Annotated in this window: 25 protein-coding genes; 13 read left to right on the plus strand and 12 right to left on the minus strand. The window is 58.5% G+C overall.

Annotated features, from left to right (window positions below; all coding sequences use genetic code 11):
• Window positions 1–3: 3 nt before the first annotated feature.
• Window positions 4–1,176 (minus strand): penicillin-binding protein activator, encoded by a 1,173-nt coding sequence (locus AC2FFH_RS13215; protein ID WP_496778893.1) that lies wholly within the window; start codon window positions 1,174–1,176, stop codon window positions 4–6.
• 88 nt (window positions 1,177–1,264) lie between these two features.
• Between AC2FFH_RS13215 and rsmI the strand changes: the two genes are divergently transcribed.
• From rsmI to gshB, 3 genes are all read left to right on the plus strand, one after another.
• Window positions 1,265–2,122 carry a 16S rRNA (cytidine(1402)-2'-O)-methyltransferase gene (gene rsmI / locus AC2FFH_RS13220; protein ID WP_496844559.1) on the plus strand — a complete coding sequence of 286 codons (858 nt, stop codon included), beginning with the start codon at window positions 1,265–1,267 and terminating at the stop codon, window positions 2,120–2,122.
• 1 nt (window position 2,123) lies between these two features.
• A complete protein-coding gene (locus AC2FFH_RS13225; RefSeq protein ID WP_496844560.1) occupies window positions 2,124–2,495 on the plus strand; it encodes a YraN family protein in 372 nt (123 codons plus the stop codon).
• A gap of 61 nt (window positions 2,496–2,556) precedes the next feature.
• Window positions 2,557–3,489 carry a glutathione synthase gene (gshB, locus tag AC2FFH_RS13230; protein WP_496844561.1) on the plus strand — a complete coding sequence of 311 codons (933 nt, stop codon included), beginning with the start codon at window positions 2,557–2,559 and terminating at the stop codon, window positions 3,487–3,489.
• On the opposite strand, the gene AC2FFH_RS13235 is transcribed toward gshB, so the two are convergent.
• The 4 genes from AC2FFH_RS13235 to cobU are packed head-to-tail and all read right to left on the minus strand — an operon-like array spanning window position 3,486 to window position 7,136.
• Window positions 3,486–5,000, minus strand: a complete 1,515-nt coding sequence (locus AC2FFH_RS13235; RefSeq protein WP_496844562.1) for a YifB family Mg chelatase-like AAA ATPase — start codon at window positions 4,998–5,000, stop codon at window positions 3,486–3,488. The two genes, gshB and AC2FFH_RS13235, sit on opposite strands and share 4 nt — an antisense overlap.
• Before the next feature lie 45 nt (window positions 5,001–5,045).
• Window positions 5,046–5,930: a glutathione S-transferase gene (locus AC2FFH_RS13240; protein WP_496767462.1), complete on the minus strand. Its 885-nt coding sequence runs from the start codon at window positions 5,928–5,930 to the stop codon at window positions 5,046–5,048.
• A 58-nt stretch (window positions 5,931–5,988) separates the two neighbouring features.
• On the minus strand, window positions 5,989–6,567 hold the full coding sequence (locus AC2FFH_RS13245; protein ID WP_496844563.1) for a histidine phosphatase family protein: 579 nt from the start codon (window positions 6,565–6,567) through the stop codon (window positions 5,989–5,991).
• Window positions 6,564–7,136 carry a bifunctional adenosylcobinamide kinase/adenosylcobinamide-phosphate guanylyltransferase gene (gene cobU / locus AC2FFH_RS13250; protein ID WP_496844564.1) on the minus strand — a complete coding sequence of 191 codons (573 nt, stop codon included), beginning with the start codon at window positions 7,134–7,136 and terminating at the stop codon, window positions 6,564–6,566. The genes AC2FFH_RS13245 and cobU overlap by 4 nt, the downstream gene beginning before the upstream one ends.
• Window positions 7,137–7,185: 49 nt before the next feature.
• On the opposite strand from cobU, the gene AC2FFH_RS13255 reads away from it, so the two are divergent.
• From AC2FFH_RS13255 to AC2FFH_RS13280, 6 genes are all read left to right on the plus strand, one after another.
• The gene (locus AC2FFH_RS13255) at window positions 7,186–8,064 is read left to right on the plus strand and encodes an RNA polymerase factor sigma-32 (protein ID WP_496738943.1); all 879 of its coding nucleotides are present in this window, start codon (window positions 7,186–7,188) and stop codon (window positions 8,062–8,064) included.
• The gene (locus tag AC2FFH_RS13260; protein WP_496767459.1) at window positions 8,061–8,876 is read left to right on the plus strand and encodes a ChaN family lipoprotein; all 816 of its coding nucleotides are present in this window, start codon (window positions 8,061–8,063) and stop codon (window positions 8,874–8,876) included. The genes AC2FFH_RS13255 and AC2FFH_RS13260 overlap by 4 nt, the downstream gene beginning before the upstream one ends.
• Before the next feature lie 62 nt (window positions 8,877–8,938).
• Complete coding sequence (gene coaBC / locus AC2FFH_RS13265) at window positions 8,939–10,135, plus strand: bifunctional phosphopantothenoylcysteine decarboxylase/phosphopantothenate--cysteine ligase CoaBC (RefSeq protein ID WP_496767456.1); 1,197 nt, start codon at window positions 8,939–8,941, stop codon at window positions 10,133–10,135.
• 15 nt (window positions 10,136–10,150) lie between these two features.
• On the plus strand, window positions 10,151–10,606 hold the full coding sequence (gene dut, locus AC2FFH_RS13270; protein WP_496767453.1) for a dUTP diphosphatase: 456 nt from the start codon (window positions 10,151–10,153) through the stop codon (window positions 10,604–10,606).
• Window positions 10,606–11,655, plus strand: a complete 1,050-nt coding sequence (locus AC2FFH_RS13275; protein ID WP_496767451.1) for a HesA/MoeB/ThiF family protein — start codon at window positions 10,606–10,608, stop codon at window positions 11,653–11,655. Before dut ends, AC2FFH_RS13275 begins: the two co-directional genes overlap by 1 nt.
• A gap of 105 nt (window positions 11,656–11,760) precedes the next feature.
• Window positions 11,761–13,776, plus strand: a complete 2,016-nt coding sequence (locus tag AC2FFH_RS13280) for a M3 family metallopeptidase (RefSeq protein ID WP_496844566.1) — start codon at window positions 11,761–11,763, stop codon at window positions 13,774–13,776.
• A gap of 5 nt (window positions 13,777–13,781) precedes the next feature.
• Here AC2FFH_RS13280 and AC2FFH_RS13285 read toward each other — a convergent pair whose 3' ends face one another.
• From AC2FFH_RS13285 to AC2FFH_RS13310, 6 genes are read right to left on the minus strand one after another with little or no spacing between them, the layout of a single operon-like run.
• Window positions 13,782–14,714: a 2-hydroxyacid dehydrogenase gene (locus AC2FFH_RS13285; protein WP_496844567.1), complete on the minus strand. Its 933-nt coding sequence runs from the start codon at window positions 14,712–14,714 to the stop codon at window positions 13,782–13,784.
• Window positions 14,715–14,729: 15 nt separating this feature from the next.
• A complete protein-coding gene (rodA, locus tag AC2FFH_RS13290) occupies window positions 14,730–15,869 on the minus strand; it encodes a rod shape-determining protein RodA (protein ID WP_058273483.1) in 1,140 nt (379 codons plus the stop codon).
• Window positions 15,866–17,815 (minus strand): penicillin-binding protein 2, encoded by a 1,950-nt coding sequence (gene mrdA, locus AC2FFH_RS13295; protein ID WP_496844568.1) that lies wholly within the window; start codon window positions 17,813–17,815, stop codon window positions 15,866–15,868. Before mrdA ends, rodA begins: the two co-directional genes overlap by 4 nt.
• Entirely contained in the window at window positions 17,812–18,348 is a 537-nt protein-coding gene (locus AC2FFH_RS13300) for a rod shape-determining protein MreD (RefSeq protein WP_496778884.1), read from the minus strand. Before AC2FFH_RS13300 ends, mrdA begins: the two co-directional genes overlap by 4 nt.
• Entirely contained in the window at window positions 18,341–19,243 is a 903-nt protein-coding gene (mreC, locus tag AC2FFH_RS13305; protein WP_108860807.1) for a rod shape-determining protein MreC, read from the minus strand. Before mreC ends, AC2FFH_RS13300 begins: the two co-directional genes overlap by 8 nt.
• Window positions 19,244–19,302: 59 nt before the next feature.
• Window positions 19,303–20,349, minus strand: a complete 1,047-nt coding sequence (locus AC2FFH_RS13310; RefSeq protein ID WP_039523195.1) for a rod shape-determining protein — start codon at window positions 20,347–20,349, stop codon at window positions 19,303–19,305.
• 155 nt (window positions 20,350–20,504) lie between these two features.
• Here AC2FFH_RS13310 and AC2FFH_RS13315 point away from each other — a divergent pair, with 155 nt between their 5' ends.
• The 3 genes from AC2FFH_RS13315 to AC2FFH_RS13325 all read left to right on the plus strand — a co-directional run bounded on the left by AC2FFH_RS13315 (window position 20,505) and on the right by AC2FFH_RS13325 (window position 22,888).
• Window positions 20,505–21,296: a 23S rRNA (adenine(2030)-N(6))-methyltransferase RlmJ gene (locus tag AC2FFH_RS13315; protein WP_496767441.1), complete on the plus strand. Its 792-nt coding sequence runs from the start codon at window positions 20,505–20,507 to the stop codon at window positions 21,294–21,296.
• 176 nt (window positions 21,297–21,472) lie between these two features.
• Entirely contained in the window at window positions 21,473–22,372 is a 900-nt protein-coding gene (locus AC2FFH_RS13320) for a sterol desaturase family protein (RefSeq protein WP_496767438.1), read from the plus strand.
• A gap of 18 nt (window positions 22,373–22,390) precedes the next feature.
• A complete protein-coding gene (locus AC2FFH_RS13325; protein WP_496767436.1) occupies window positions 22,391–22,888 on the plus strand; it encodes a DUF2141 domain-containing protein in 498 nt (165 codons plus the stop codon).
• 55 nt (window positions 22,889–22,943) lie between these two features.
• Here the strand turns inward: AC2FFH_RS13325 and AC2FFH_RS13330 are convergent, their stop codons facing one another.
• Entirely contained in the window at window positions 22,944–24,518 is a 1,575-nt protein-coding gene (locus AC2FFH_RS13330; RefSeq protein ID WP_496778882.1) for a 2-isopropylmalate synthase, read from the minus strand.
• A gap of 288 nt (window positions 24,519–24,806) precedes the next feature.
• Here AC2FFH_RS13330 and AC2FFH_RS13335 point away from each other — a divergent pair, with 288 nt between their 5' ends.
• Window positions 24,807–25,472: an SDR family NAD(P)-dependent oxidoreductase gene (locus AC2FFH_RS13335; protein WP_496725879.1), complete on the plus strand. Its 666-nt coding sequence runs from the start codon at window positions 24,807–24,809 to the stop codon at window positions 25,470–25,472.
• The last annotated feature ends 5 nt before the right edge of the window (window positions 25,473–25,477 follow it).

Consider the following 25,477-nt stretch of genomic DNA (forward strand, 5'->3'; position numbering starts at 1 on the left):
TGATCAGAAACCGGCGCCAGAGAAGCTTTGAGGGGCGGAGTCAATCACTACTACCTGTTTGTTCTGGATCGTGGCAACGGCCAGACCGCGTTCATTCGTACCGTCGGACCGAAGGCGGAAGATGCCACCAACGCCTTGGAATCCGGCGTTCTGGGTCAGGGCTGACGTGGTCAACGCGTCGGATTTGCCCTGGCTGACCAAAGCCGCAATTGCTGCAATGCCGTCATAGGCCAGACCACTGATCGGGTGCGGAGCCTCGCCATAGGTGTTGTTATACCGCTGGCGGTATGCCTGCGCCTTTGCCGGGTCGGGCAGGGCGAACCAGCCCCCTTGAACACCCGGCAGTTCTAACGTCTGTGCCGGTATGTCCCAGCGCGTCAGGCCGAGGAATTGGGTGGTGGCCGACGACACACCAGCTTCTGGCAACAGTTGCGAATACAGCGGCAGCGCACCAGCCGTCGTCGCTGTCAGAAACACCGAATCCGCACCGGCAGCATCCACGGTTGCCTTGATCGTCGGAACCGAGTTGATGACGCCTTGCTGGGACCGGTCATAGCCAACCGTACCAGCATTCGCTACGCGGCTGCTGGCAAGCGCAGTTGCAATCGCCGATTGACCAAGCTGCCCGGCTGCATCGTTGCTGTGGACGATGACCATGCTGGTCTTGCCTTGTGATCCGGAAAAGTTGACCAAACGGTTAGCCGTGTTCTGAAAGGTCGGGCCCAGAACAAAGACGTTGCCACCTGCAATGCTTGTATTGTTCGAGAAGGACAGCACGTTGACCTTGTTGTTTAGCACAGCGAGGCCTGCCGAGTTTGCTGCCTGCGCGTAAACCGGGCCAATGATGATCTTCGCCCCATCCGCGACGGCTTGTTGCGCCACTGTCGCGGCCGTGTTCGAGCTGCCCCGCGTGTCATAAACGCGCAGATCAATCTTAACATTCTGCAGATCAGCCATGGCCAAACGCGCTGCGTTCTCAAGGCTCCGTGCAAGTTGAGCGTCGCCCGAATTTCCCGATCCCGCCGGAACCAAAAGTGCGACCGGAACGGGTTTCGACGTGTTAATGGATGGGCCTCCACCAAGGCCGCCGGGCTCACATGCAGCGAGGAATGCGGCGGTTGCCAGGATCGCGGCGGATTTCGCCAGCTTGCGAACGGGCTTGCAAACGGTAAACATCTAAATGAAAACTCCCTGTCCCGGCGGCTTGGGGTACCACCAATCTGTTATGCCGCGATAATAAACGTCACGCTGTGAGGGTCCAGCTTTGAATTTCCAAAAAGTAAGATTGGGCGCGGGCCTGTATTTTGTTGCCACTCCGATCGGGGCGGCGCGCGATATCACGCTTAGAGCGCTGGATGTGCTCGCTTCGGCGGATGTCATCGCCGCCGAAGACACGCGCAGCCTGCGCCGGTTGATGGAGATTCACGGAGTCCCGCTGGATAGGCGGCGAATCCTGGCCTATCACGATCACAGCGGCGTAGGCGCGCGCGGCAAAATCCTTGATGCGTTGCAGGACGGGAAGTCTGTCGCTTATGCCTCCGAGGCCGGAATGCCGCTGATTGCCGATCCGGGATACGATTTGGGGAAGCAGGCCGCCGAAGCGGGTCATACGGTGACCTGTGCACCGGGACCGTCAGCGGCGCTGATGGCGCTGACACTGGCCGGGCTGCCGACAGATGCGTTCTTTTTTGCGGGCTTTTTGCCGAACGCGACCGGCGCGCGCCGGTCGCGGATCGAGGCATTGCGAGACGTGCCGGGCACATTGGTGTTTTACGAATCTCCGAAACGCGTGGCGGCGTGCTTGTCGGATCTTGCAACCGTGCTGGGCAATGACCGTCAGGCCGCAATGTGCCGCGAACTGACAAAGAAATTCGAAGAGGTTCGTCGCGGGACGTTGGAAGAACTGGCGGCCAACCTGCATGGGCAGACAGTCAAAGGTGAAATTGTGCTGCTCGTGGACCGCGGACATTCAGAAACTGTTAACGAATCCGACGTAGAAGAGGCGTTGAAACGAGCCTTGGAAACCCATTCAGTTCGCGACGCGGCCGATCTGGTATCAGAGATGTACAAGCTGCCGCGCCGCCCGATCTATCAGAAGGCTCTGAAATTGGGAAAGGGATGACATGGCTGCACGATCCGTTCGAAGTTCGGTGTCCTATCATGCCGGGCAGGCGGCGGAGCAGCAGGTTGCGTCAAATTATGAACAACGCGGCTATTTCATCCTGAATCGCCGCTGGCGCGGCGCCGGTGGGGAGATCGATCTTATTGCGCGCGACGCTCACGGGATTGTCTTTGTCGAAGTGAAAAAAAGTGTCAGTTTCGATGCCGCCGCCGCCCGGATCAATCGGCGCCAAATGGATAGGATCTGCGCATCGGCGTCCCAATTCCTGGAAACCGAACCAAACGGGCAATTGACCAATGTGCGGTTTGACGCGGCTTTGGTGGATGCTTCGGGCGCCGTTCAAATTATCGAAAACGCCTTCGGTTTAACCTGATCCCCATTGAACCCCCGACGTGGCTGGGCCATGTATCTGGCGTGAAACTGAGGGACACGCCATGAGAATCGCCTTTCAGATGGACCCGATCGGGGCCGTGGATATCAATGCCGACAGCTCATTCCGTCTGGCCGAAGAGGCGCAGGCGCGCGGACACTCGCTGTTTTTCTACAGCCCGGATCAACTGGCATATCAAGAGGGGCGGATCACCGCACGCGGTCAGGACATGAAAGTTCAGCGCGTGGCAGGCAATCCGGCTGAACTTGGCCCGGAACATGAAGTGGACCTGGCAGAGTTCGACGTGATCTGGCTGCGTCAGGACCCGCCGTTTGACATGCATTATATCACATCGACCCACCTGCTGGACCGTCTTAAGGGCCAAGTGTTGGTTGTGAATGATCCGTTCTGGGTACGGAACTACCCCGAGAAACTGCTGGTTCTGGATTTCCCGGAATTGACCCCACCGACAACAATTGCGCGCGACCTGCAGACCATTAAGACGTTCAAGGAAAAGCACGGCGACGTCATCCTCAAACCGCTTTATGGAAACGGTGGTGCAGGAGTTTTCCGACTGGATGCGAATGATCGCAACCTGACCTCTTTGCATGAGCTGTTCACCGGGTTCTCGCGTGAGCCTTTGATTGTTCAGAAATTCCTGCCGGATGTCAGCAATGGCGATAAGCGTGTGATTCTGGTCGATGGTGACGCAGTCGGTGCGATCAACCGCGTACCGGCCGCGGGCGAAACGCGTTCGAATATGCATGTGGGCGGTCGCCCTGAGAAAATCGGCCTGTCTGAGCGCGATTTGGAAATTTGTGCCGCGATTGGACCGTTGCTGAAAGAAAAAGGCCAGATCTTTGTGGGTATCGATGTGATCGGCGACTACCTGACAGAGATCAACGTAACCTCGCCGACCGGCATTCAGGAACTTGAGCGGTTTAACGGCGTGAACGTCGCTGAAAAGATCTGGCAGGCGATTGAGGCCAAGCTTTAAGACGCGGCCTTGGCGCTGATACGAAAGCTGAGCGCCTCGGCAATGTGAGGGCGCCGGACATCCGGTGCCCCGTCCAGATCAGCGATGGTACGCGCCACACGCAGGATTCGGTGAAAGGCGCGGGCGGACAAGCCAAATCGCTCGGCCGCCTTCAGCAACAGGTCTTTGCCTTCAGCATCCGGGGCAGCGATTTCATCCAGCAATTTACCCTCGACATCGGCGTTCTGACGGGTGGAAGGTGTGTCGCGAAACCGCTCTGCCTGAATCGACCGGGCTTGTTCGACGCGCGCGGCAACGGTGGCGGAACCGTCACCCGAGGGTGGTAGGTCCAGATCGGTGAAACTGACCGGGGGCACCTCAATCCGCAAATCAAACCGGTCCATCAGCGGCCCGGAGATTCGGCTCAGATAATCCTCTCCGCAAACAGGTGCGCGGGAACAAGCGCGCCCGGGATCGGTGAGGTAGCCGCATTTGCAAGGGTTGGCCGCCGCGACCAACATGAACCGGCAGGGGTATTTCACATGGGCATTTGCACGCGCGACCATGACCTCTCCAGTTTCAATCGGCTGGCGTAGTGTCTCCAGAACCGTGCGCGGAAATTCCGGGAACTCGTCCATGAACAGAACGCCGTTGTGGGCCAGCGAAATCTCGCCCGGCTTTGCCCCCCTGCCGCCACCAGCGATCGCCGCCATGGACGCCGTGTGATGAGGTTCGCGAAACGGGCGGCTGCGACTGATTCCGCCTTCGTCCAAGAGCCCGCACAGAGATTGGATCATTGAGGTTTCCAAGGCCTCTGCTGGCGTGAGCGGCGGCAAAATTCCGGGCAGCCTAGCAGCCAGCATAGATTTCCCTGATCCGGGCGTGCCGGTCATGATCAGATGATGTCGCCCGGCCGCGGCGATTTCCAAGGCGCGTTTGGCGCGCTCTTGCCCTTTGACGTCGCGCAGATCCCTCGCGCTGGGCTCAAGTGTAACTTCGCCGGGTTGCGCGGCGGGCAGAGGGGACTGGCCCGAGAAATGCCGCACCACGTCCCCAAGAGACCCAGCCCCGATGACCTGCGTCGCATCGACCCAAGCAGCCTCGGCGCTTGACGCGCGCGGGCAAAGCAAAGCGCGGTCCTCTGCTGCAGCGGTCATTGCGGCAGGCAAGGCGCCAACAACAGGTACCAGAGAGCCGTCCAGAGACAGTTCGCCCAGCGACACCGACCCTTCGGCGGCGTCCCGAGGAATGATCTCTAACGCAGATAGCAGCGCGACCGCGATGGGAAGGTCGAAATGGCTGCCTTCTTTGGGCAGGTCGGCGGGTGACAGGTTGATCGTGATCCGTTTCGACGGCAATGCGATGGCCATGGAACTTAACGCGCTGCGGACGCGGTCCCGCGCTTCGGACACAGCTTTGTCGGGCAATCCTACGATGGAAAAGGCGGGCAATCCCGGCGAGACGGCGCATTGCACCTCGACCGGGCGGGCATCAACCCCTTGAAAAGCAACAGTATGGGCGCGGGCAACCATGAATGACCTTTTTGGTTAACAGGTCGTTGCTGCCACGGTCGCGGTTTAAGAATCGTTAACAACGCGGGTCATTTCGGTGAATTTCGGCCAGGCTCCGGGATCAGCGACAGTTTTGTCACGGCAGAACGAATTACAGAACCCCCAGCGTTGGCCGTCGAGTTCAAGAACTGCAGTAATGGCTTTGCCGGAATAGGGGCAGGTGTCATTGATTGACGTCGTGCCATGCACCGCCTTTGCCTGCGACGTGCCGCCGATTGGCCAAGGTTTTGATTGCAGATCCATTGGGTAGGGAAACGGGTCGTATTCGACCGTCAGTCCCATCGCACGCCATTGGCGGACGGGTCCATCTGACAGCAACTCAAGACAGTATTCGCGACTGGCATTAGACACGGGCAAGCCGTAGCCGATGATCCGCGCTGCGACTGGTGTGTAGAACACGTCAGCCAGCGAATAGCGACCGAACAAAGGACCGGTATTTGCGCCTGACACATCACGGGCACGAGCCCACAAGGTCTCGATCCTTGCCAGATCGGTGCGCGTCTCTGACGAAGGAACGAACCCTTGCCAACACTGTTTGAGTTGCATCGGACACTGCCCGCGCAATGCGCCAAATCCAGCTACCATTTCCGCGCAAAGCCATCGCGCGGTGGCGCGCGCGGCAGGATCTTCGGGCCACAACCCGGCTTCCGGATGCAACTCGGCCAGCGTTTCCGCCATCGCCAGACTTTCCCCAACAACGGTGCCATCGGGCAATCGCAGGGCGGGGACAAGGCGCGCAGGGGCGAGGGGTTTCATATCCTCGGCCATGGTCCCCGAATAAAGGCCGATCATATGGGAACGATAGGGCAGACCGAACTTCTCAAGCATCAGCCACCCGCGCATGGACCAACTGGAAAACAGGCGGTCTCCAATAAACAATTCATAAGTCATACGGCAAGGATGGCGTGGCCGACCCGTTCAGTAAATCAGTGATTTGTGCGCGGTTGCATCACGGAAGATGATTGATCTGCCCAACGGACCAGTGTTTTCCGTGATGCGTGATTTCGGTAACCGAAAGGTTGTCGATGCGATGGCTGAAAGCCTCTTGCGCGTCGACGTCCAGCGCCCTTTGGACCTGTGTCAGGATCACGCCAAAATGCGCCACGACCACAATATCGCACCCGCTGTGGCGCGCGATTAGTTCGTCTACGGCTGCGTTGACGCGTCCGCGAACCTCGTTCCAGCTTTCCCCGTTGGGGGGGCGTACGACGCCGGGGCTATCCCAATATGCGAATGCAAGCTCGGGGTCTTCGGCCTCGATCTCTTTGAAAGCACGCAGTTCCCACGTGCCGAAATTGATTTCGCGCAGCGCGGATCGATGCGGTAATCGCTGGCGACTGCCCTGTATGGCTGAGGCGGTATCTGCGGCCCGGCTCAGATCAGAGGAAACAACAAGTGCCTTGGCGGGTAGGTGATCATGCAAGCGGGCAACGGCTGCGCGATCGCTCAGATCGGCGGGAAGGTCGGACCAACCGACCATCGTTTTGGCATGAGTTGGGCCATGACGCACAAGATGCAGACGTGTCAATCCAGTTGTCCCTTCACTACAATTGGCAATCCGGCCGTTACCTGCACCACCAGATCGGCCTCGGCGGCCAACGCGATGTTCAGCCGCCCCTGCGCCTCGCGGAACCGACGGGATAGCGCATTGTCCGGGACGATCCCGTGTCCAACCTCGTTCGAGACGATGACGACCTGTGAGGAACACAAGCGTAGGGACTGCAAGAGCGCGCTTTGCGCCTGCTCCAGATCGTTTTCTGCAAGCAAGTGATTGGTCAGCCACATGGTGGCGCAGTCGATCAGACAAACAGAGTTCGGGGACAAATCTGCCAATGTCGGACCAAGGTCAAGCGGTGCCTCGATCGTCTTCCAGCCTTCGCCCCGTTGGGAAATATGGCGCTGAACCTTACCTCGCATCTCATCATCAAACACTTGTGATGTCGCTAGGTAAACTCTCTTTTTTCCTGATGAAACAACAAGATGTTCGGCAAAAGCCGACTTGCCCGAGGCCGCGCCGCCCAACACAAAGGTTAAATCCGGACTCACGATAATTACCTTCCATGTGATCCACCCGGTTTTGTTTTGCGTATCGTTCATAGGTCGGCAAAGCAACCCCGGCCCGCGCCTGTGAAAAGGGGAGATTTCAATGGCACTGGACAATGCGAACGACTTCTCGATGTCCCGGAGGGCAATGAAAGCTGAACTTCTGGATGCGGAAACAGAATTGAAGTTGGCATATGCGTGGCGGGATGACCGCGATGAACAGGCCCTTCACCGGTTGATCACAGCCTATATGCGCCTGGCTATTTCAATGGCGGCCAAGTTCAAACGCTATGGCGCGCCGATGAATGACCTGATCCAAGAGGCAGGTCTGGGCTTGATGAAGGCCGCCGACAAGTTTGATCCCGATCGGGGGGTGCGGTTTTCGACCTACGCGGTCTGGTGGATCAAGGCGAGCATTCAGGACTATGTGATGCGCAACTGGTCCATGGTTCGGACCGGATCCACATCTTCGCAAAAATCACTGTTTTTTAACATGCGACGTGTGCAAGCCCGACTAGAGCGTGAGGCCGCAACCGATGGCATGGATCTGGACCGGCATCAGCTGCATCAGATGATCGCCGCCGAAATAGGCGTGCCGCTGCGGGACGTTGAAATGATGGAAGGCCGCCTGTCAGGCTCTGATTTCTCGTTGAATGCCGTTCAATCGGCAGATGAAGACGGCCGGGAATGGATCGATGCGCTGGAAGATGAGCGCGAACAAGCCGCGGAGGCGGTCGAAAACAGTCACGATACCCAGCAATTGCGTGAATGGCTGGTGACGGCAATGCAGGCTTTGAATGATCGCGAGAGGTTCATTGTCCGCGAACGCAAGTTGCGCGAACCCGCCCGAACGCTGGAAAGCCTTGGTCAGGAACTGAGTTTGTCCAAGGAGCGCGTGCGTCAGCTTGAGGCTGCGGCTTTTGTGAAAATGCGCAAGAACCTTGAAGCCCAATCGCGTGAGGTGCAACACTTCATCGCATGAAACATCTTGCGATTCTGCTTTGTGTACTGGTGGTTATGGCCAACCCTGGCCATGCCGATGAGTTGATACCCGACGACGTTGTGTCTGCGATGACGTCTGCGGACGTCGTCATATTAGGCGAAATTCACGACAACCCGCAGCACCACATCATTCAGGCCGAGGCGTTGAAGGCCATCAATCCCTCGGCGGTTGTCTGGGAAATGGTGACTGAAGAAGGTGCTCAGAGATTGGCGGACAAGGCCATTTCCGATCCGGAAGAGCTTGCCAGAATTCTGAAGTGGCTCGAATCCGGTTGGCCGCCGCTTAGCATGTACTACCCGGTCTTTCAGGCCTCAGACGCGCCGGTTTACGGTGCCATGGTTCCGCGTGCGGCGGCCCGCGCGGCAATGGAACGTGGCGCCGCCACGGCTCTGGGTGCTGATGCTGCCCGTTATGGATTGACGGTGCCACTGCCGAAGGATGAGCAGGCCGAGCGTGAGGCTGATCAACTCGCTGCCCATTGCAACGCAATACCAGAGACTGCGCTGCCGCAACTGGTCGCAATCCAACGGTTGCGGGATGCGGTTCTGACAAGGGCCATTTTGCGCGCTTCGGATGATACGGGCGGACCTGTTGCAGTGATCACCGGCAATGGTCATGCCCGTAAGGACAGAGGGATTCCAACCTTTCTGTCCCGACTACGCCCCGGTTTGAAAGTTTTCGTACTGGGTCAGTCCGAGGATGGCGTCATCGACGGTGAGTTCGACGCTGTGATCGACAGCCCCGGCAACGAACGTGAAGACCCTTGTCTGGCATTTGAGACACAGAATTAACCGCTGGAACTGTCCGTCGGCCTTGCCTAATGTCGGGCCGACCGGGACGGGAAGGGCACAATATGCTGGCATCGAAACGCATTCTTCTAATCATCGGCGCTGGAATCGCGGCCTATAAGTCGCTGGATCTGATCCGGCGGCTTAAAGAACGTGGTGCTTCGGTAACACCGGTTCTAACAGGCGCGGCAGAAGAGTTCGTAACCCCGCTGTCGGTCTCGGCGCTGGCTGGAGAGAAGGTTTATCGCGATCTATTTGACCTGACGGACGAGGCCGAGATGGGCCATATCCAACTATCGCGGTCCGCCGATCTGATCGTGGTCGCACCGGCAACAGCGGACATGATGGGAAAGATGACGGCTGGGCTGGCCAACGATCTGGCCTCGACCCTGCTGATGGCGACAGATACCCCGGTTTTGTGCGCACCGGCGATGAACGTTCGCATGTGGGACCATCCGTCAACACAGCGCAACCTCAAGCAACTGCAGGCAGATGGCATCCGGTTCGTTGGCCCAAATGAAGGCGACATGGCTTGTGGAGAGTACGGCCCAGGTCGAATGTCGGAGCCTCTTGAGATTGTGGCCGCGGTCGAGGCGCAACTCGGCAACGGTCCGCTGAAGGGCAAGCGCATTCTGGTCACCTCCGGCCCGACACATGAACCGATCGACCCTGTGCGCTACATCGCCAACCGGTCCTCGGGCGCGCAGGGCACTGCGGTGGCACGGGCGTTGTCTGCGCTGGGTGCTGATGTGGTTTTTGTCACCGGCCCTGCCGATGTTTCGCCGCCCGAAGGTGTGCAGGTGATCCGCGTGGAAACCGCGCAGCAGATGTCTGACGCGGTCGACGCTGCACTGCCGGTAGATGCGGGTGTGTTTGCTGCTGCGGTTGCGGATTGGCGCATGGCGGCTGCTTCGGACAAGAAGCTTAAGAAAAGCCGCGATGGTCTTCCGGTGCTTGAGTTTGCTGAGAACCCGGACATCCTCAAACGCGTGTCCAGGCTGGATGCGGGGCGGCCGACGTTGGTAGTTGGCTTTGCCGCAGAAACTGACAACGTGCTTGAACACGCGACCGCAAAACGTGCGCGAAAAGGTTGTGATTGGATCGTCGCCAATGATGTCAGCCCGGCGACCGGCATCATGGGGGGCTCGGAAAACGCGGTTACCCTGATCTCGGACGATGGGGCTGAAGAATGGCCGCGTATGGGCAAGGATGCCGTGGCGCAACGTCTGGCGCAAAAGATCGCCGACGCTTTGGCAAGCTGAACAAGAGGTGCAGTGATGGTAGCAATTCGTGTGATCCGCGAAGACGGGGCTGATCCGGCCATCGCTTTGCCGTCTTATGAAACGACCGGAGCGGCGGGGGCGGACGTCCGGGCAAACCTGCCCGATGGCGCGCCTATCACGCTGGCGGCGGGACAACGCGCCTTGGTCCCCACGGGGTTACGGATCGAGATCCCAAACGGGTACGAGGTGCAGGTTCGACCCCGGTCTGGCCTTGCGCTGAAACACGGGATTACCCTGCCTAATACGCCCGGCACGATCGACAGTGACTATCGCGGCCCGCTGGGGGTGATTCTGCTGAACGCCGGTCAGGAAAGTTTTGAGATTGCGCATGGTGAACGCATCGCGCAACTGGTCGTCGCCCCAGTCGTGCAGGCTGCGTTTGAACCCGTTGAGGTGCTCAGCGACACAGATCGCGGCGCAGGCGGTTTTGGCTCGACTGGACGCGGTTGATGCTTCTAGTTCTGATCCTTGCCGGTGCTCTATGGGGCATTGGGTACGTAGCGGGGGTGTCCCGAACTGCTCGCTCCGTGTCGGTCAGCGTTTTGCTGATCGGAGTACTTGTTATCCAAGTGACGTTGCCGGGTGGGCACCCGCTGCGCGAGGCAACCGGCGGGTCTGCGGCATTGTGGTTGATCCTGGGGGGCGCAGCGGTTTTGGTATTGAGCTATGGCAAGGTGCTCAAAACGCTGCGCAACCGTGCCGCGCCACAGCCAGCCGAGGAAACCGCGATGCAGTCTGACAAGTTCTCTGAGACCGAGTTGGAGCGGTATGCCCGCCACATCGTCCTGCGCGAACTGGGCGGGCCGGGGCAGAAAAAGATGAAACAGGCCCGTGTGCTGGTGATCGGCGCGGGCGGTCTTGGTGCGCCTGCATTGCAGTATCTTGCGGCGGCTGGGGTGGGCACCATCGGCGTGATCGACGACGATATTGTTGAAAACGCCAATCTGCAGCGGCAGGTGATCCATCGCGACGCCGATATCGGGATGCCTAAAGTTTTCTCGGCCCAGCAGGCCATGCAGGCCCAGAACCCAAACGTCGTTGTCCTGCCTTACCATCGCCGCCTGACCGATGAAATCGCAGCGGACCTGTTCGACGATTTTGACCTGATCCTCGACGGGACCGACAATTTCGACACACGCTATTTGGCCAATCGCACTGCGGTGGCGCTGGGTAAACCGCTGATTTCGGGTGCTCTGTCACAATGGGAAGGCCAACTGAGCGTCTTTGACCCGGCCAACGGTGCCCCGTGTTATCAGTGTATCTTCCCCGAGGCCCCGGCTCCTGGCTTGGCCCCATCTTGTGCCGAGGCCGGTGTCATTGGCCCGTTGCCCGGCGTGGTGGGCTCGATGATGGCGGTTGAGGCGATCAAAGTAATCACGGGCGCCGGGCAGGCGCTGCGCGCCGAAATGCTGATCTATGACGCGCTTTATGGCGAAAGCCGCAAGATCACACTGACCCGACGCTCAGATTGCCCCATCTGCCGAGCAGAAGACGCGTAGGGCAATCGTCGCGCCAGCATTGCAGTAGAATTTCGATGTATTGCAGGCACGGCCTCTGGACCATTCCACCCCGCCTCCCTAGCTTGACCAGCAAAGGAGATCCGCATGACCAATCCGATCCTGTCCGACTGGACCACCCCATTTGAAATCGCGCCATTCGCCCGGATTTCGGATGACGATTTCGCTCCTGCTTTGGAACAGGCGATGGCAGCCCATAACGCGCAGATCTACGCGATTGCAAACAACCCCGAACCGGCCAGTTTTGCCAATACAATCGAGGCACTTGAAGCGGCCGGAGAGCAGATGGACAAGGTTTTGTCTGTCTTTTTTACTGTTGCTGGGGCTGACAGCAACCCGGCGCGGGAAGAGCTGCAGCGTGCATTTTCGCCCAAACTGTCGGCGCATTTTTCAGGGATTTCTTCGAACAAAGCACTGTTTCAGCGGGTCGCGGACCTGTGGGCGCGCAAGGATCAGTTGAAGCTGACCGACGAACAAGCCCGCGTTCTGATGTTAACGCATCGTGGTTTCGTGCGTGCAGGTGCCGCATTGGATGGCGACGATGACACCCGCATGCAGGAGATCAAGTCGCGCCTTGCCTCGCTGGGGACTTCGTTCACCCAAAATCTTCTGGCGGACGAACGGGAATGGTCAATGGACATGTCCGAAGATGATTTGGAAGGGTTACCGGAATTCGTTGTGGATACGGCGCGGGCCGCTGGGGATGAGAAGGGGGCTGATGGACCTGTCGTCACTCTATCCCGGTCGCTGATCGTTCCGTTTTTGCAATTCTCACCCCGCCGCGATCTGCGAGAGAAAGCGTACCGCGCCTGGACAGCACGCGGAGCCAATGGCGGTGAAACGGACAACCGCGAGATTGCGGCCGAGATCCTGAGCCTACGCGAAGAGCGGGCCAAGCTTTTGGGCTATTCCAGTTTCGCGGACTACAAGCTGGAAACCGAAATGGCTCGAACGCCAGACCGTGTTAGCGATCTATTGATGCAGGTTTGGGAACCGGCAAAAAAGCGGGCGGACGCGGATGCAGAAATCCTGACCACCATGATGCAGGAGGATGGCGTGAATGGCCCGCTCGAGGCTTGGGACTGGCGCTACTACGCCGAAAAACGTCGCAAGGCCGAACATGATTTGGATGAGGCAGCGCTGAAACCTTACCTGCAGCTTGATCGCATGATCGAGGCTGCCTTTGCCTGTGCCAACAGGCTATTCGGGCTAGAGTTCACCCCGCTGGACGTGCCGCTTTATCACCCTGATTGCAGGGCTTGGGACGTGACGCGCGACGGGCAGCATATTGCGGTTTTCATTGGCGATTACTTTGCGCGTGGGTCCAAGCGCTCGGGCGCATGGTGCAGCGCCATGCGGGGTCAGGCAAAGTTCCCCAAGGAACAGGCCCCAATCGTAATCAACGTCTGCAATTTCGCCAAAGGTGACCCCGCGCTGCTGTCGTATGACGATGCGCGCACGCTGTTCCACGAGTTTGGCCATGCCTTACATCAGATGTTGTCCAACGTGACCTACGAAAGCATCTCGGGTACTAGCGTTGCACGTGATTTCGTAGAACTTCCCAGTCAGCTCTATGAACACTGGCTGGAGGTACCCGAGGTCCTGGCGGAATTTGCGACCCATGCTGAAACCGGTGAGCCGATGCCTCAAGACATGCTGGACAAGGTATTGAAGGCGGCGAATTTCGATCAAGGGTTCCAGACCGTGGAATACGTGGCCTCGGCACTGGTTGATCTCGCATTCCATGATGGCGCAGCACCATCTGACCCGATGGCAAAACAGGTCGAGGTACTGGCCGATATCGGAATGCCAAAAGCCATTAGTATGCGCCATGCGACACCGCATTTTGCGCATGTCTTCGCGGGCGACGGCTATAGTTCTGGCTACTACAGCTACATGTGGTCCGAGGTCATGGATGCAGACGCATTCGCGGCCTTCGAAGAAGCTGGCGGAGCCTTTGATGCGGAACGGGCAAAGGCCCTTGAGGACAATATTTTATCCACAGGCGGGTCCCGCGAAGCCGAAGACCTGTATCTTGCGTTCCGCGGACGTTTGCCAGGGGTCGAAGCGCTGTTGAAAGGCCGTGGGCTAGTTGCGGCCTGACCGGATCAGTAGCCCAGATGGCGGTCAACGAGGTGCAGGAAGGGCTTTCCTTCCTCGCCTCGGATAATGTTCTCACAGATCACCTGAGCTGCGGTCGCCGGGCGGGTTTCGGACGCGATATGCGGCGTGACCGTCACGTTGGGATGCGCCCAGTAGGGGTGCTCTGACGGCAGGGGTTCCACGCGAAACACGTCTAGCGTGGCGTGGCTAACGTGCCCCGAATCCAGCGCGGCCAGCAGTGCATCGTCCTCGATCAATGGTCCGCGCCCGGGGTTGATGATCCGCGCGCCCTTGGGCAGCAAGGCCAGAGTGTCCGCATTCAGTGCATTCACCGTCGCCGGGGTATCGGGCAACAATAGAACCACGATCTCGGCACTAGATAAAGCGGTACGCAAGCCGTCAGTGCCGTGCAGGCAGGTCACGCCGGGGATGTCCTTTGCGGTTCTGCTCCAACCCGTGACTTTGAAATTCAGCGCGGCCAGCGCCGTTGCGGCGGCTTCTCCTAATGCACCAAGGCCCAGCACACACACATCCCGCTCGCTGGCAAGCGGCGGGGCGTCAGGTGTCCAGACACCGTCCTGCACCGTGATGTAGCGGTCCATGCCCAGATGATAGCGCAGCACCTGACCGACGACCCATTCCGTCATGCCGTGCTTTAGCCCGTGGTCAACCATCCTGGCCAACGGCACGGTCAGCGTTTCGTTGCCCGCGATTTTTTCAACACCGGCCCAAAGGCTCAGAACCGCCTTCAATCGTGTGTAGGGTGAAAAATCCAGCAACCCGCTTGTTGGTGCATAAACGACGTAGTCGACCTGGTCAGGCTCAAACTCAGTTGCCAGACGGAAGTCCAGATTGGCCTGCGACAGCCCTTTTGTAAGTAGAGGTTCATACACGGGCCATTGTTCTGGGCGCGCGGAAAACAGGACGTTTACGGGCATGATGGGCCTTTCAATTCAGCGGGGGCGGTGAATATGCGCGCTTTGAACAATGCCGAAGGCAGCCATCAGAACCAGCATGGCGGACCCGCCGTAGCTGACCATCGGCAGGGGTACGCCCACAACCGGCGCAAGGCCCATGACCATGGACATATTGACCGCAAAGAACAGGAAGAAGTTGAGCGCAACGCCCAAGGTGACCAGGGATGAGAACCGGTCCTTTGTCGCCAAAGCCGTGACCATACAAAAGATAATAATCAGGGCGTAAAGGGTCAGCAAAGTGATGCCTCCGACAAACCCGAATTCCTCGGCCAGCGTGGTAAAGATGAAGTCCGTGTGCTTTTCGGGCAGGAAGTTCAGGCGCGACTGTGTCCCTTGCATGAACCCGCGCCCGTTCCAGCCGCCTGACCCCAGCGCGATTTTCGACTGGGTAATGTGATAGCCTGCACCCAGCGGATCGGTGGAGGGATCAAGGAAGGTATCTATTCGGCGGAACTGGTAATCCTTGAGCAACTGCCACTCGGTGCCCCGGCTGTTGAACACGGTGGCAATTAGGCCGACCACCGCCGCGATAACGGCGGCGAAATAAGCCCAGTGCACACCAGCCAGGAACATCAGTCCCCCGCCCGCCGCCAACAACAGGATCGAGGTGCCCAGATCGGGTTGTTTTAGGACCATTGCCGTAGGGATCAGGATCAGGATGACCGGTATAAGCACCCAGAGCGGTCGCGATGTCTTATGAGACGGCAACCAATCGTAGTAGGCAGCCAGAACCATGACCAACGCAATCTTCATGACTTCGGAAGGCTGGAGCCTCATGAAACCAAGGTCGATCCAACGCTGCGCACCCATGCCGATGGTGCCAAAGAGTTCCACAAATATCAGCAGAACGATCGAGCCGAGATAGGCCAAAACGGACATGTTGCGCCAGAACCAGATCGGTACCAACGCGATGATGAACATAACGGTCAGTCCCAGTCCAAACCGCTCAATCTGGGGTTCGGCCCAGGGCATCCAGGACCCGCCCGCGACCGAATACAGCATCAGGAATCCGGCGCTGGCGACGCTGATCAGCAACAAAGTCAGCGGCCAGTTCATATAGAGGAATTTGCGAAACCCTGTTGGCGTGGATTTGACGGCGTACTCAAGATAGCTCATGCGCGGTCCTTTTCATCAGGTCGCGCTTTGGGGCGGCGGTCGCCCTCAAGCCGTTTTTGTTGTTCCTTGATGCGGTCACGATCTGCAACCGGATAAGCCTCGAGCGGCGGGGTGCCGTTGTACAGAGCCTGAAGCATGATATCCCGCGCGACCGGGGCCGCTGCCTTGGATCCGCCACCGCCGTGTTCCACCACCACTGCCACGGCGTATTTCGGATTGTCGTACGGCGCATAGCTGACGAACAGCGCGTGGTCGCGCCGTTCCCACGGCAGGTCTTCGTTGCGGATTACGCCAGCCGCGCGTTCGGCCTTGGTGATGTTGCGCACCTGGCTGGTCCCTGTCTTACCGGCCATGCGGAATTCATCATTGATGATGCGGCTGCGATAGGCGGTGCCAGCCCTGTCGTTTGAGACCGAGAACATCGCTTTGCGCACCTGATTCAGGTTGTACGGATTGACGTCCAGCGGCTCACCTGCTCCTGACGGTTCCTCGACGCCATTGACGGACCGCACCAAACGCGGCTTCACGGCCCGGCCTGTGGCGATCCTTGCCGTCATGACCGCAAGCTGTAGGGGCGAGGCCAGCATGAACCCTTGGCCGATCGAGGCATTCGCCGTGTCGCCTACCAGCCAGCCTTCACCATGGACCCGCTCTTTCCATTCCTGATTGGGGGCCAAACCGGCAGCGACAGCTGACATCGGGATGTCGTGCTTGACGCCCAGTCCGAACTTGCGCGCCATTTCAGAGATTTTGTCGATGCCGGTACGCACCGCGACATCGTAATAGTAGACGTCGCAGCTGCGCTTTAGCGACAAATTGAGATCCACTGTCCCATGCCCGCCGCGCTTCCAGCAGTGGAAGCGGCGGCTACCGACCTTCAGGTGGCCGGGGCAATAGACGGTGTTGCCGGGGCCAACAACTCCGGCCTCAAGTGCGGCAAGCGCAGTGATCATCTTGAAGGTCGAACCCGGCGGGTAGGTGCCCTGAACCGTCTTGTTGGCCAGCGGGCGGTAGTTATCTTCAGTCAATGCCCGGTAGTCCGCGACCGATATCCCGCGCACGAATAGGTTCGGGTCGAAACTGGGTGCAGAACTGATGGCCCGGATATCCCCGGTTTCGCAGTCGATGACGACTGCAGCCGCGCTTTCATCGGCCAGGCGCGCCTGGGCGTATTGCTGCAGGTCCGCATCAACGGACAATTGCAGATCGGCCCCGGCCTCGCCTTCTTGCCGGTCAAGCTCGCGCATGATGCGACCGGTGGCGTTGACCTCGACACGTTTTGCGCCAGCTTTTCCGCGCAGGCTGATTTCCTGTTTGGACTCCAGACCGACCTTGCCGATCTGGAACCGGGGGATACGCAGCACCGGTTCGGGATCTTCGATCAGGCTGAGATCATAGTCACTGACCGGCCCGACGTAACCAACGACATGAGCAAAATCCTCGTAGCGGGGATACTGACGGGCCATGCCCACCTCAGGCGTAACGCCGGGCAGGGCGGGCGCATTGACAGCGACCTTGGAGATATCCTCCCACGTGACCTGATCGGCCAGTGTGACTGGCAGGAACGGGGCAGAGCGGCGCATCTCAGTCTTGGCGCGGTCGATCTCTTCCTGAGTTAGCGGAATAAGCTCTGAAAGTTTGGCGATGACTTTGTCGACGTCGCCCGCATCTTCGCGGACCATAACAATACGATAGGACTGCGTGTTTTGTCCGATGATCTGGCCGTTGCGGTCATAGATGCGCCCGCGCGTTGGCGGGATCAGACGAATGTTGATCCGGTTTTCTTCAGCCAGCAGACGGTACTCGTCAGCCTGATCCACTTGCATAAAGCGCATTCGCGCTGCCAGGCCGCCGATAAACGCGGTCTGCAACCCACCCAGGATCAACGCGCGGCGCGGCAGGCGTTTATAGGCCAATCCTTGCGCTTTGGGATTGCGTTGTTTCATGCCCTGGCCCCTCTTGTGCCGGGGTCCGACACTGACACGCGCCGAACGCCAAGCACATTCTGGCTGAGAAGTACGACGAGAGGATAAACCGCAATTGTCAGAACCACTTGTATCACCACAGGACCCAAAGCTGCTTGCTGTACCGATAGAATAGCAAGAATGACACGGTTCAATATGAAAATTCCCGCGATCACCACAGCGGCCGTTGTCCATTCAGCCATAAACCCGGCGTCGCGCATTCCGGGCGCGGCCGAGCGCAGATACGACGATCCCAAAACCACAAGTGCTGCCAGCAGGCCCGGAGGCCGTTGCAGCAGCAAATCGGCCATCAGCATCACCGCAGCAACCAGAAAAATGGGAACATATTCCGGTCGGCGAAGTACCCAGGCGAACGTTAACGCAATAAGCATGTCCGGAAACGGCCAGCGATCCGGCTGCGTGTCCAACGGCAGAAGATGCAGGAACATGATCAGCAATGCCAGAAACACGTACAAACTGCGTTTAAGCCAAAGATGAGAGGTTTGCCTATCCATCGCCGACCTCCGGCGGGGTCAGGGCGGCCTCGGGCTGCCGTGGACCCACGATGCCGCCAGGATCCGAGATCACCGGGGCCAAGTGGAAGCGTAGAACGCGAAGGAATTCAAGCCGTTCGAAATCAGCGGACAGGCGCACACGCAAACGCCCGCCGGGGTCCTCGGTGATCTGCCCGATCAGCAACCCTCCGGGGAACACGCCACCATCGCCCGAGGTTACAACGCGGTCGCCAGGGCGTACCAGTTCGCGGTTTTCCAGAAACTCCACCGATGGGGATTGCGTGTTGTCGCCGGTGATCAGGGCGGTTTGGCCAGACGGTTGAATTGTGGCCGGAATTGCGCTGGAAGCATCTGTCATCAGGATAACACGCGCGGTGTCGGGGCCAACGCCCGAGATACGCCCGACGACGCCAATCCCGTCCATGGTGGCCCAGCCGTCCCTGATCCCGTCTCTCTCACCCACGTTCAGGAGGACCGACTGGCGGAAGGGCGAGCCGCTATCGGCCATGACCACCCCGGTGATATAGGTCAGGCGCGGATCAAGACGTACATTGTTCAGGTCCAGAAGCCGGGCATTTTCCTGCTCCAGCTGCAACGCGGCCTCTTTCCAGGCGCGCATGATGCGCAATTCGCTGCGCAATTCTTGGTTCTGATCGCTCAGTCGTTGATAACTTTGGAAATCGCGCACCAGATTGACGGCGGCGGTGACAGGAACCATAGCCCATTCCATCGACGGCACAACACTGTCCACGACCTGTGCGCGAAACCGTTCCACGCGCGGGCTGTCGATCCGCCAGATCAGAAAGATTCCCAGCAGACACAGCACAACAATCCCCAGCAGCAGGCGGCGCAAGGGGGTTGTGTATTCATCGCGCTGTGATCGGTCTTTTGCCACAGGACTCCTTCCCGTGCTGCTCGTGCCGAATTTACCCTATGTGGTAAAGGGTGCGCGCCTTAGCTTTCGTAGTCAATCGCGTGGCGCAGTTGTTTTTCGTATTCCAGCGCCTTGCCGGTGCCCAAAGCCACACAATTCAGGCTTTCGTCGGCAATTGACACGGCCAGGCCAGTCTGCTCGCGCAAGGCAAGGTCGAGATCGCCCAGCAACGCGCCACCGCCGGTCAGCATCACGCCCCGGTCCACGATGTCCGCCGCCAGATCAGGCGGGGTGGTTTCCAGAGCGGTCATCACCGCCTCGCAAATCTGCTGGACAGGCTCAGACAGCGCCTCGGCCACCTGGGCCTGGCTGATCTCGATTTCCTTGGGCACACCATTCAGCAGGTCGCGTCCGCGAATGTGCATCGACTGGCCGCGGCCGTCGTCGGGCATGCGCGCAGTGCCGATGGTGGTCTTGATCCGCTCGGCCGTGGATTCACCAACCAGCAAGTTCTGCTGACGGCGCAGGTACGAGATGATGGCCTCGTCCATCCGGTCGCCGCCAACGCGGACCGAGCGCGCGTAAACGATGTCACCCAGCGACAAAACGGCCACCTCGGTTGTACCACCACCAATATCGACGACCATGTTGCCGGTCGGGTCGGTGATGGGCATACCTGCACCAATCGCGGCTGCAATAGGTTCGGCAATCAGACCGGCGCGGCGGGCGCCTGCGGACAGGACCGACTGACGGATCGCGCGTTTTTCAACGGGTGTCGCGCCATGAGGGACGCAGACAATGATTTTGGGTTTCGAGAAGGTAGACCGCTTGTGCACTTTGCGGATGAAGTGCTTGATCATTTCCTCGGCGGTATCAAAGTCGGCAATCACGCCTTCGCGCATGGGGCGTATGGCTTCGATCGAACCGGGGGTCCGGCCCAGCATCAGTTTGGCGTCTTCACCAACGGCCAGAACCTTTTTTACGCCGTCCTTGACGTGATACGCCACCACGGAGGGTTCAGACAGGATAACACCGCGACCCTTGACGTAAACCAGCGTGTTCGCTGTACCAAGGTCGATAGCCATGTCCGCTGTGAACAGGCCGCCCAGATTGCCAAAGATCCCCATATTTTTCCCTGATCCTGTATGTCAGTTTTCTACTGCCCGCGACTCGACGGTTCCGGGACGGATGACTTATAGGGTGCCAACTCGCCCGGTAAAAGGGCTGATTCCGCGACAATCAGCACCTTTCCGCCTTAATTGCAGGGACTTTAGAAGGCATCATGCTCTCATATCAACATATTTACCACGCAGGTAACCTTGCGGACGTCCATAAGCACGCAATTTTGGCAGAAACGCTGGCCTATCTGACCCAAAAGGACAAACCGCTAAGCTACATCGAAACCCATTCGGGGCGGGGGTTGTACCAGTTGGACTCGGATCAGGCCGTTCAGACCGGTGAAGCAGCTGCGGGAATTGAACGTGCGTTGACCGAAGGCTGGTTTGACGCCGATCATCCCCTGAGCAGGGCCATCGCCGCTGTGCATGATCGGCATGGCAAAACGGCGTATCCGGGGTCGCCGCTGATCGCGGCGAATCTTTTGCGCCCGCAGGACAAGATGCACCTTGCTGAATTGCATCCGCAGGAATACCGCGCGCTGTCTGACGCCATGATCACGACCGGTGCCCGGACCTATCAGCAGGATGGCTTTGAACTGGCCCAGTCCCTGCTGCCGCCAACGCCGCGCCGTGGCGTTTTGCTGATTGATCCAAGTTATGAGGTCAAATCCGATTATGACAGGCTGCCCGGCATCGTGGCTTCGCTGAATCGGAAATGGAACGTGGGTGTGATCGCGTTATGGTATCCGATACTGGCCAATGGGCGGCATCAGGCCATGCGCGACGCTTTGACAAAACGGGATTTCCCTAAGGTTCTACACGACGAGGTCCACTTTCCGGCCGCACGCGAAGGGCATGGTATGGTTGGATCGGGAATGTTTGTTGTGAACGCGCCCTATGGTCTGAACGAGTGCGCCAAAACGCTGGACGGCCTGTTTGGCAAACTGCGCGGATGAGCAATCAGTGATCACATGTGATTTTCCTAAAGTAGGCCTCGCAGGTATAAAATCTGCTGTGACAGCAATGGGCTTTCAGGAAAAACCGTTTTTTCAACGCCGGGACCTTGATTTCTGGCGATGATCTCGTAAATAGGCTGTCACATGTGACAACAAATGGGAATCGGTTTGCTTCGATGGACTTCCTAAGCCGCCATATCAGTGACTTTCATCTGAATTACTGGGAAACCTTGATTGACGATTGGTTCTTCGTCTTCGCCATGGCCTTTCTGGCCTTCGAATTGATCCGATACGCAGTCGTCAAAAAACTGAACTGGCAGATGATGGGTGACACCGTCACCAATTTCATCACGCTCGTTTTCTTCATCGGTATCAGCTTTGTTCTGTTGGCTGGTTTCTATATCGGTGCCTATGTCTGGGCTTCGCAATTTGCGGTGTTCAATATTCCGACAACATGGGCTTCGTTCATCATCGTGCTGATCCTTGCAGACCTGGCCTATTACTGGGAGCATCGGATTCTGCACCGGATCAACTTCCTCTGGGCAACGCATTCGGTTCACCATAGCTCTCCCTTCTTCAATATATCAGTGGCTTATCGCCATGGTCCGTTGGATGGCTTTTGGCCGTTGTTTTTCCACTTGCCGCTTGTGCTGTTGGGGTTCAACCCATTCATGGTGCTGGTCGCGGAACTGTTGGTGCAACTGTATCAGACGGCCCTGCATACCGAAGTTATCAAAAAGCTGTGGCGCCCGATTGAATACATCTTCAACACGCCGTCGCATCACCGCGTTCACCATGGATCAAACCCGAAATACCTGGACAAGAACTATGCCGGGATTCTGATCATCTGGGACCGTATGTTCGGAACGTTCGAGGACGAAAAGGAAGAGGTGGTCTACGGCCTCGTCAAACCGATCGACTCGATCAATCCCTTCGTCGCCTTCTTTCACGGCTTTGCCCGCCTGTTCAAGGATGTCCGGAACATGCCGGGGTTCGGCAATAAGCTGGGTGTTTTCTTCGGACCTCCGGGCTGGCAGCCAAAGAACGGTCGTAAACAGAGTAAACCCGCTAAGTAAGGCGTAGGAGCGCAAAAGATGCCAAGCAACACACAACGCATCGTGGCGGCCATCGTAACGGCAGGTCTGTTCGTCGGAGGCGCCTGGGTCGCCTCTGGTTTCACCACAGATATTGACCAAGCAGCGGCTTCCACCACAGGGACCTCGCAAGACAAGGGTCTGACCGTCAATCTGCACGGTGCGCGCAGCACCAAGGGCAACGTGATTGTCATGGCTTTTGACCAGGCGACGGCGTTCGACAACATGGATTACACCAAAGCCGCCGGTTATCTTGAGGCACCAGCGTCCGGGGACCCGCTCCGTTTCGACTTTCCCGACCTCGACAATGTGTATTTCGCTGTTATCGCGTTTCACGATGAAAACGGGGATTACGATCTGAACTATGACGCGAACTACATACCAACCGAAGGGTATGCAGTATCGGGGCTGAACGATCTCAACGACACGCCGGTGTATGACTACTCGTTGATCGGGACAGAGAAGCCAGCAGATCTGACCTTGTTCTATTGGCCGTAAAGCGGCTGGAGATATTTGAGAAGGGGCGGTCGACAATCGACCGCCCCTTTTTTGTTCAAGTAAGATCTTTGTAGCTGATTTCTCGGGTATCTGCGCCCGGACCCGCCTTTTGACGGCGCACGATCAGGCGGTTCAGCGCGTGGATATACGCCTTGGCCGAGGCCACGACAGTATCGGTGTTGGCGGATTGGCCGGTTGCGATCATGCCGTCCTCTTCCAGACGCACCGATACCGTGGCTTGCGCGTCTGTGCCTTCGGTCACGGCGTGCACCTGATAAAGCTGCAGGTGCGCCGTATTCGGATGCACAACGCGAATGGCGCGGAATGCTGCGTCGACCGGGCCGTCGCCTTGTTCAGTGGCGATGATTTCCTTGCCGCCCACTTCCATTTCGATAGTGGCTTCGGCTTTGCCGACGGTTCCGCAGGTAACCTTCATTGAAACCAGTTGCAGGTGATCGTTGCCGCCGTCATCATCCAGCGTCATCAACGCGATCAGATCGTCGTCGAACACTTCTTTCTTACGGTCGGCCAGTTCCTTGAACCGAACGAAAATGTCCTTGAGCTGGTTGTCACCAACCTCATAACCCAGCGTGTTCAGCTTATCACGCAGCGCCGCACGGCCCGAGTGCTTGCCCAGCGGCAAAGACGTGCCGGACAGACCGATGTCTTCAGGGCGCATGATCTCAAAGTTTTCGCGGTTCTTCAGCATGCCGTCCTGATGGATACCGCTTTCATGCGCGAAGGCGTTCTTTCCGACGATGGCCTTGTTGAACTGCACGTTGAAGCCCGACACCGTCGCGACCCGGCGCGAGATATGCATGATCTTGGTCGTGTCGACGCCCGTACTCCAAGGCATGATGTCATTGCGGGTGCGCAGGGCCATCACCACCTCTTCCAGCGCGGTATTACCGGCACGTTCGCCAAGGCCGTTAATGGTACATTCAATCTGCCGTGCACCACCCGCAACTGCAGCCAGCGAGTTAGCGGTCGCCAGGCCAAGATCGTTGTGGCAGTGGGTGGCAAAGACCACCTCATCCGCGCCCGGAACTGTTTCGATCAGACGTTTGATCAGATCGGCGGATTCCATCGGTGCCGTATAGCCGACTGTATCAGGGATGTTGATCGTCGTTGCGCCAGCCTTGATCGCAATCTCGATCACGCGGCACAGATAATCCCACTCGGTCCGCGTCGCATCCATCGGTGACCACTGCACGTTTTCGCACAGATTGCGCGCATGGCTCACGGTTTCGTGGATTTTGTCGGCCATCTCGTCCTGTGTCAGGTTCGGGATGGCACGGTGCAGCGGCGAGGTGCCGATGAAGGTGTGGATGCGGCTTTTACCTGCATGTTTCACAGCTTCCCAACACCGGTCGATATCGGCGAAATTGGCGCGGGCCAGACCGCAGATACGGCTGTTCTTTGACCGTTCGGCAATTTCGGACACGGCCTTGAAATCACCTTCGGAGGCGATGGGGAACCCGGCCTCGATGATATCGACGCCCATGTCGTCCAACAGCTCGGCAATCTCCAGCTTTTCCGAATGGGTCATAGTTGCGCCGGGGCTTTGCTCTCCGTCGCGCAGGGTTGTGTCAAAGATCAAGACGCGGTCTTGGTCGGTCACGTTGGTCATGGGATTCTCTTTCTTCTTCTGTCCTAAAGCCTATGGCGCGCGGGCGTCCTCCTCTGAGCGGGCGCGCCGGATGGCACGCTCAGAGGCGGATTAGGATCAGTAGGCCACGCAGAGACGCACCGCGAAGGGCGGTGTCGGCAATCAGGATATCTGCGCGGTTGATCATGGGGTTGAGGTTATACATCGCGCGGCGGGAATGAAAAGAACGAATTTTCCTCCGGCATATGAAGAGATTTCTTTTTTCCCACATGTGTTGATCACGCATTGCCGACGGCTAGTTCAACCCGCATGGAAACAGCACTTATCATCGGCGCCTCGGGTGGGATCGGAGGTGCAATTGCCAACCGGCTTCGGCAACAGTCGGTCGACGTCACCACATTGTCCCGGTCACAGGACGGATTTGATTTGACCGACCCCGAGATCGTAGATCGGACGCTGGCGGGCGTTTCCGGTCCGTTCGACCTGATCCTGGTCGCGGCTGGCGCTCTTGAGGTTAATGGTGCCACCCCCGAGAAAACCATCAGACTGCTATCCGCTCCGGCGATGATGGATCAGTTCGCGCTGAATGCGGTCGGACCTGCGTTAGTTCTTGCGCATGCCGCGCGCTTGCTGCCGCGCGACCGGCGCGCCGTCTTCGCCGTGTTGTCTGCGCGAGTGGGGTCGATTGGTGACAACCGGCTTGGTGGATGGATCAGTTATCGGACGTCCAAGGCGGCGCTGAACCAGATTGTCCGCACATCCGCGATCGAGCTTGCCCGGAGCCATAAACAGGCGATCTGTGTCGCCTTGCACCCCGGTACGGTCACGACAGCATTCACCCGGAAATATGTTGGGCGGCACCCTGCGGTTACGCCTGATGAGGCCGCCCGGAACCTGCTATCCGTATCAGCCGCGTTAAATGCGGCTGATACGGGTGGTTTTTTTGACTGGGCGGGAAAGCCAGTGCCCTGGTAGATTGA

The organism is Ruegeria sp. YTSC003 (assembly GCF_059609785.1).

What these genes read in the sequence shown, in the direction of transcription:
- AC2FFH_RS13260 (WP_496767459.1), top strand. Translation starts at nt 8,061, where the DNA reads ATGAAACATCTTGCGATTCTGCTTTGTGTACTGGTGGTTATGGCCAAC.
- cobU (WP_496844564.1), bottom strand. Translation starts at nt 7,136, where the DNA reads ATGAACGATACGCAAAACAAAACCGGGTGGATCACATGGAAGGTAATT.
- AC2FFH_RS13225 (WP_496844560.1), top strand. Translation starts at nt 2,124, where the DNA reads ATGGCTGCACGATCCGTTCGAAGTTCGGTGTCCTATCATGCCGGGCAG.
- dut (WP_496767453.1), top strand. Translation starts at nt 10,151, where the DNA reads ATGGTAGCAATTCGTGTGATCCGCGAAGACGGGGCTGATCCGGCCATC.
- AC2FFH_RS13285 (WP_496844567.1), bottom strand. Translation starts at nt 14,714, where the DNA reads ATGCCCGTAAACGTCCTGTTTTCCGCGCGCCCAGAACAATGGCCCGTG.
- AC2FFH_RS13275 (WP_496767451.1), top strand. Translation starts at nt 10,606, where the DNA reads ATGCTTCTAGTTCTGATCCTTGCCGGTGCTCTATGGGGCATTGGGTAC.
- AC2FFH_RS13315 (WP_496767441.1), top strand. Translation starts at nt 20,505, where the DNA reads ATGCTCTCATATCAACATATTTACCACGCAGGTAACCTTGCGGACGTC.
- mrdA (WP_496844568.1), bottom strand. Translation starts at nt 17,815, where the DNA reads ATGAAACAACGCAATCCCAAAGCGCAAGGATTGGCCTATAAACGCCTG.
- AC2FFH_RS13320 (WP_496767438.1), top strand. Translation starts at nt 21,473, where the DNA reads ATGGACTTCCTAAGCCGCCATATCAGTGACTTTCATCTGAATTACTGG.
- AC2FFH_RS13240 (WP_496767462.1), bottom strand. Translation starts at nt 5,930, where the DNA reads ATGACTTATGAATTGTTTATTGGAGACCGCCTGTTTTCCAGTTGGTCC.
- AC2FFH_RS13330 (WP_496778882.1), bottom strand. Translation starts at nt 24,518, where the DNA reads ATGACCAACGTGACCGACCAAGACCGCGTCTTGATCTTTGACACAACC.
- AC2FFH_RS13280 (WP_496844566.1), top strand. Translation starts at nt 11,761, where the DNA reads ATGACCAATCCGATCCTGTCCGACTGGACCACCCCATTTGAAATCGCG.
- AC2FFH_RS13325 (WP_496767436.1), top strand. Translation starts at nt 22,391, where the DNA reads ATGCCAAGCAACACACAACGCATCGTGGCGGCCATCGTAACGGCAGGT.
- AC2FFH_RS13215 (WP_496778893.1), bottom strand. Translation starts at nt 1,176, where the DNA reads ATGTTTACCGTTTGCAAGCCCGTTCGCAAGCTGGCGAAATCCGCCGCG.
- AC2FFH_RS13255 (WP_496738943.1), top strand. Translation starts at nt 7,186, where the DNA reads ATGGCACTGGACAATGCGAACGACTTCTCGATGTCCCGGAGGGCAATG.
- AC2FFH_RS13300 (WP_496778884.1), bottom strand. Translation starts at nt 18,348, where the DNA reads ATGGATAGGCAAACCTCTCATCTTTGGCTTAAACGCAGTTTGTACGTG.
- coaBC (WP_496767456.1), top strand. Translation starts at nt 8,939, where the DNA reads ATGCTGGCATCGAAACGCATTCTTCTAATCATCGGCGCTGGAATCGCG.
- gshB (WP_496844561.1), top strand. Translation starts at nt 2,557, where the DNA reads ATGAGAATCGCCTTTCAGATGGACCCGATCGGGGCCGTGGATATCAAT.
- rodA (WP_058273483.1), bottom strand. Translation starts at nt 15,869, where the DNA reads ATGAGCTATCTTGAGTACGCCGTCAAATCCACGCCAACAGGGTTTCGC.
- AC2FFH_RS13335 (WP_496725879.1), top strand. Translation starts at nt 24,807, where the DNA reads ATGGAAACAGCACTTATCATCGGCGCCTCGGGTGGGATCGGAGGTGCA.
- AC2FFH_RS13235 (WP_496844562.1), bottom strand. Translation starts at nt 5,000, where the DNA reads ATGGTTGCCCGCGCCCATACTGTTGCTTTTCAAGGGGTTGATGCCCGC.
- AC2FFH_RS13310 (WP_039523195.1), bottom strand. Translation starts at nt 20,349, where the DNA reads ATGGGGATCTTTGGCAATCTGGGCGGCCTGTTCACAGCGGACATGGCT.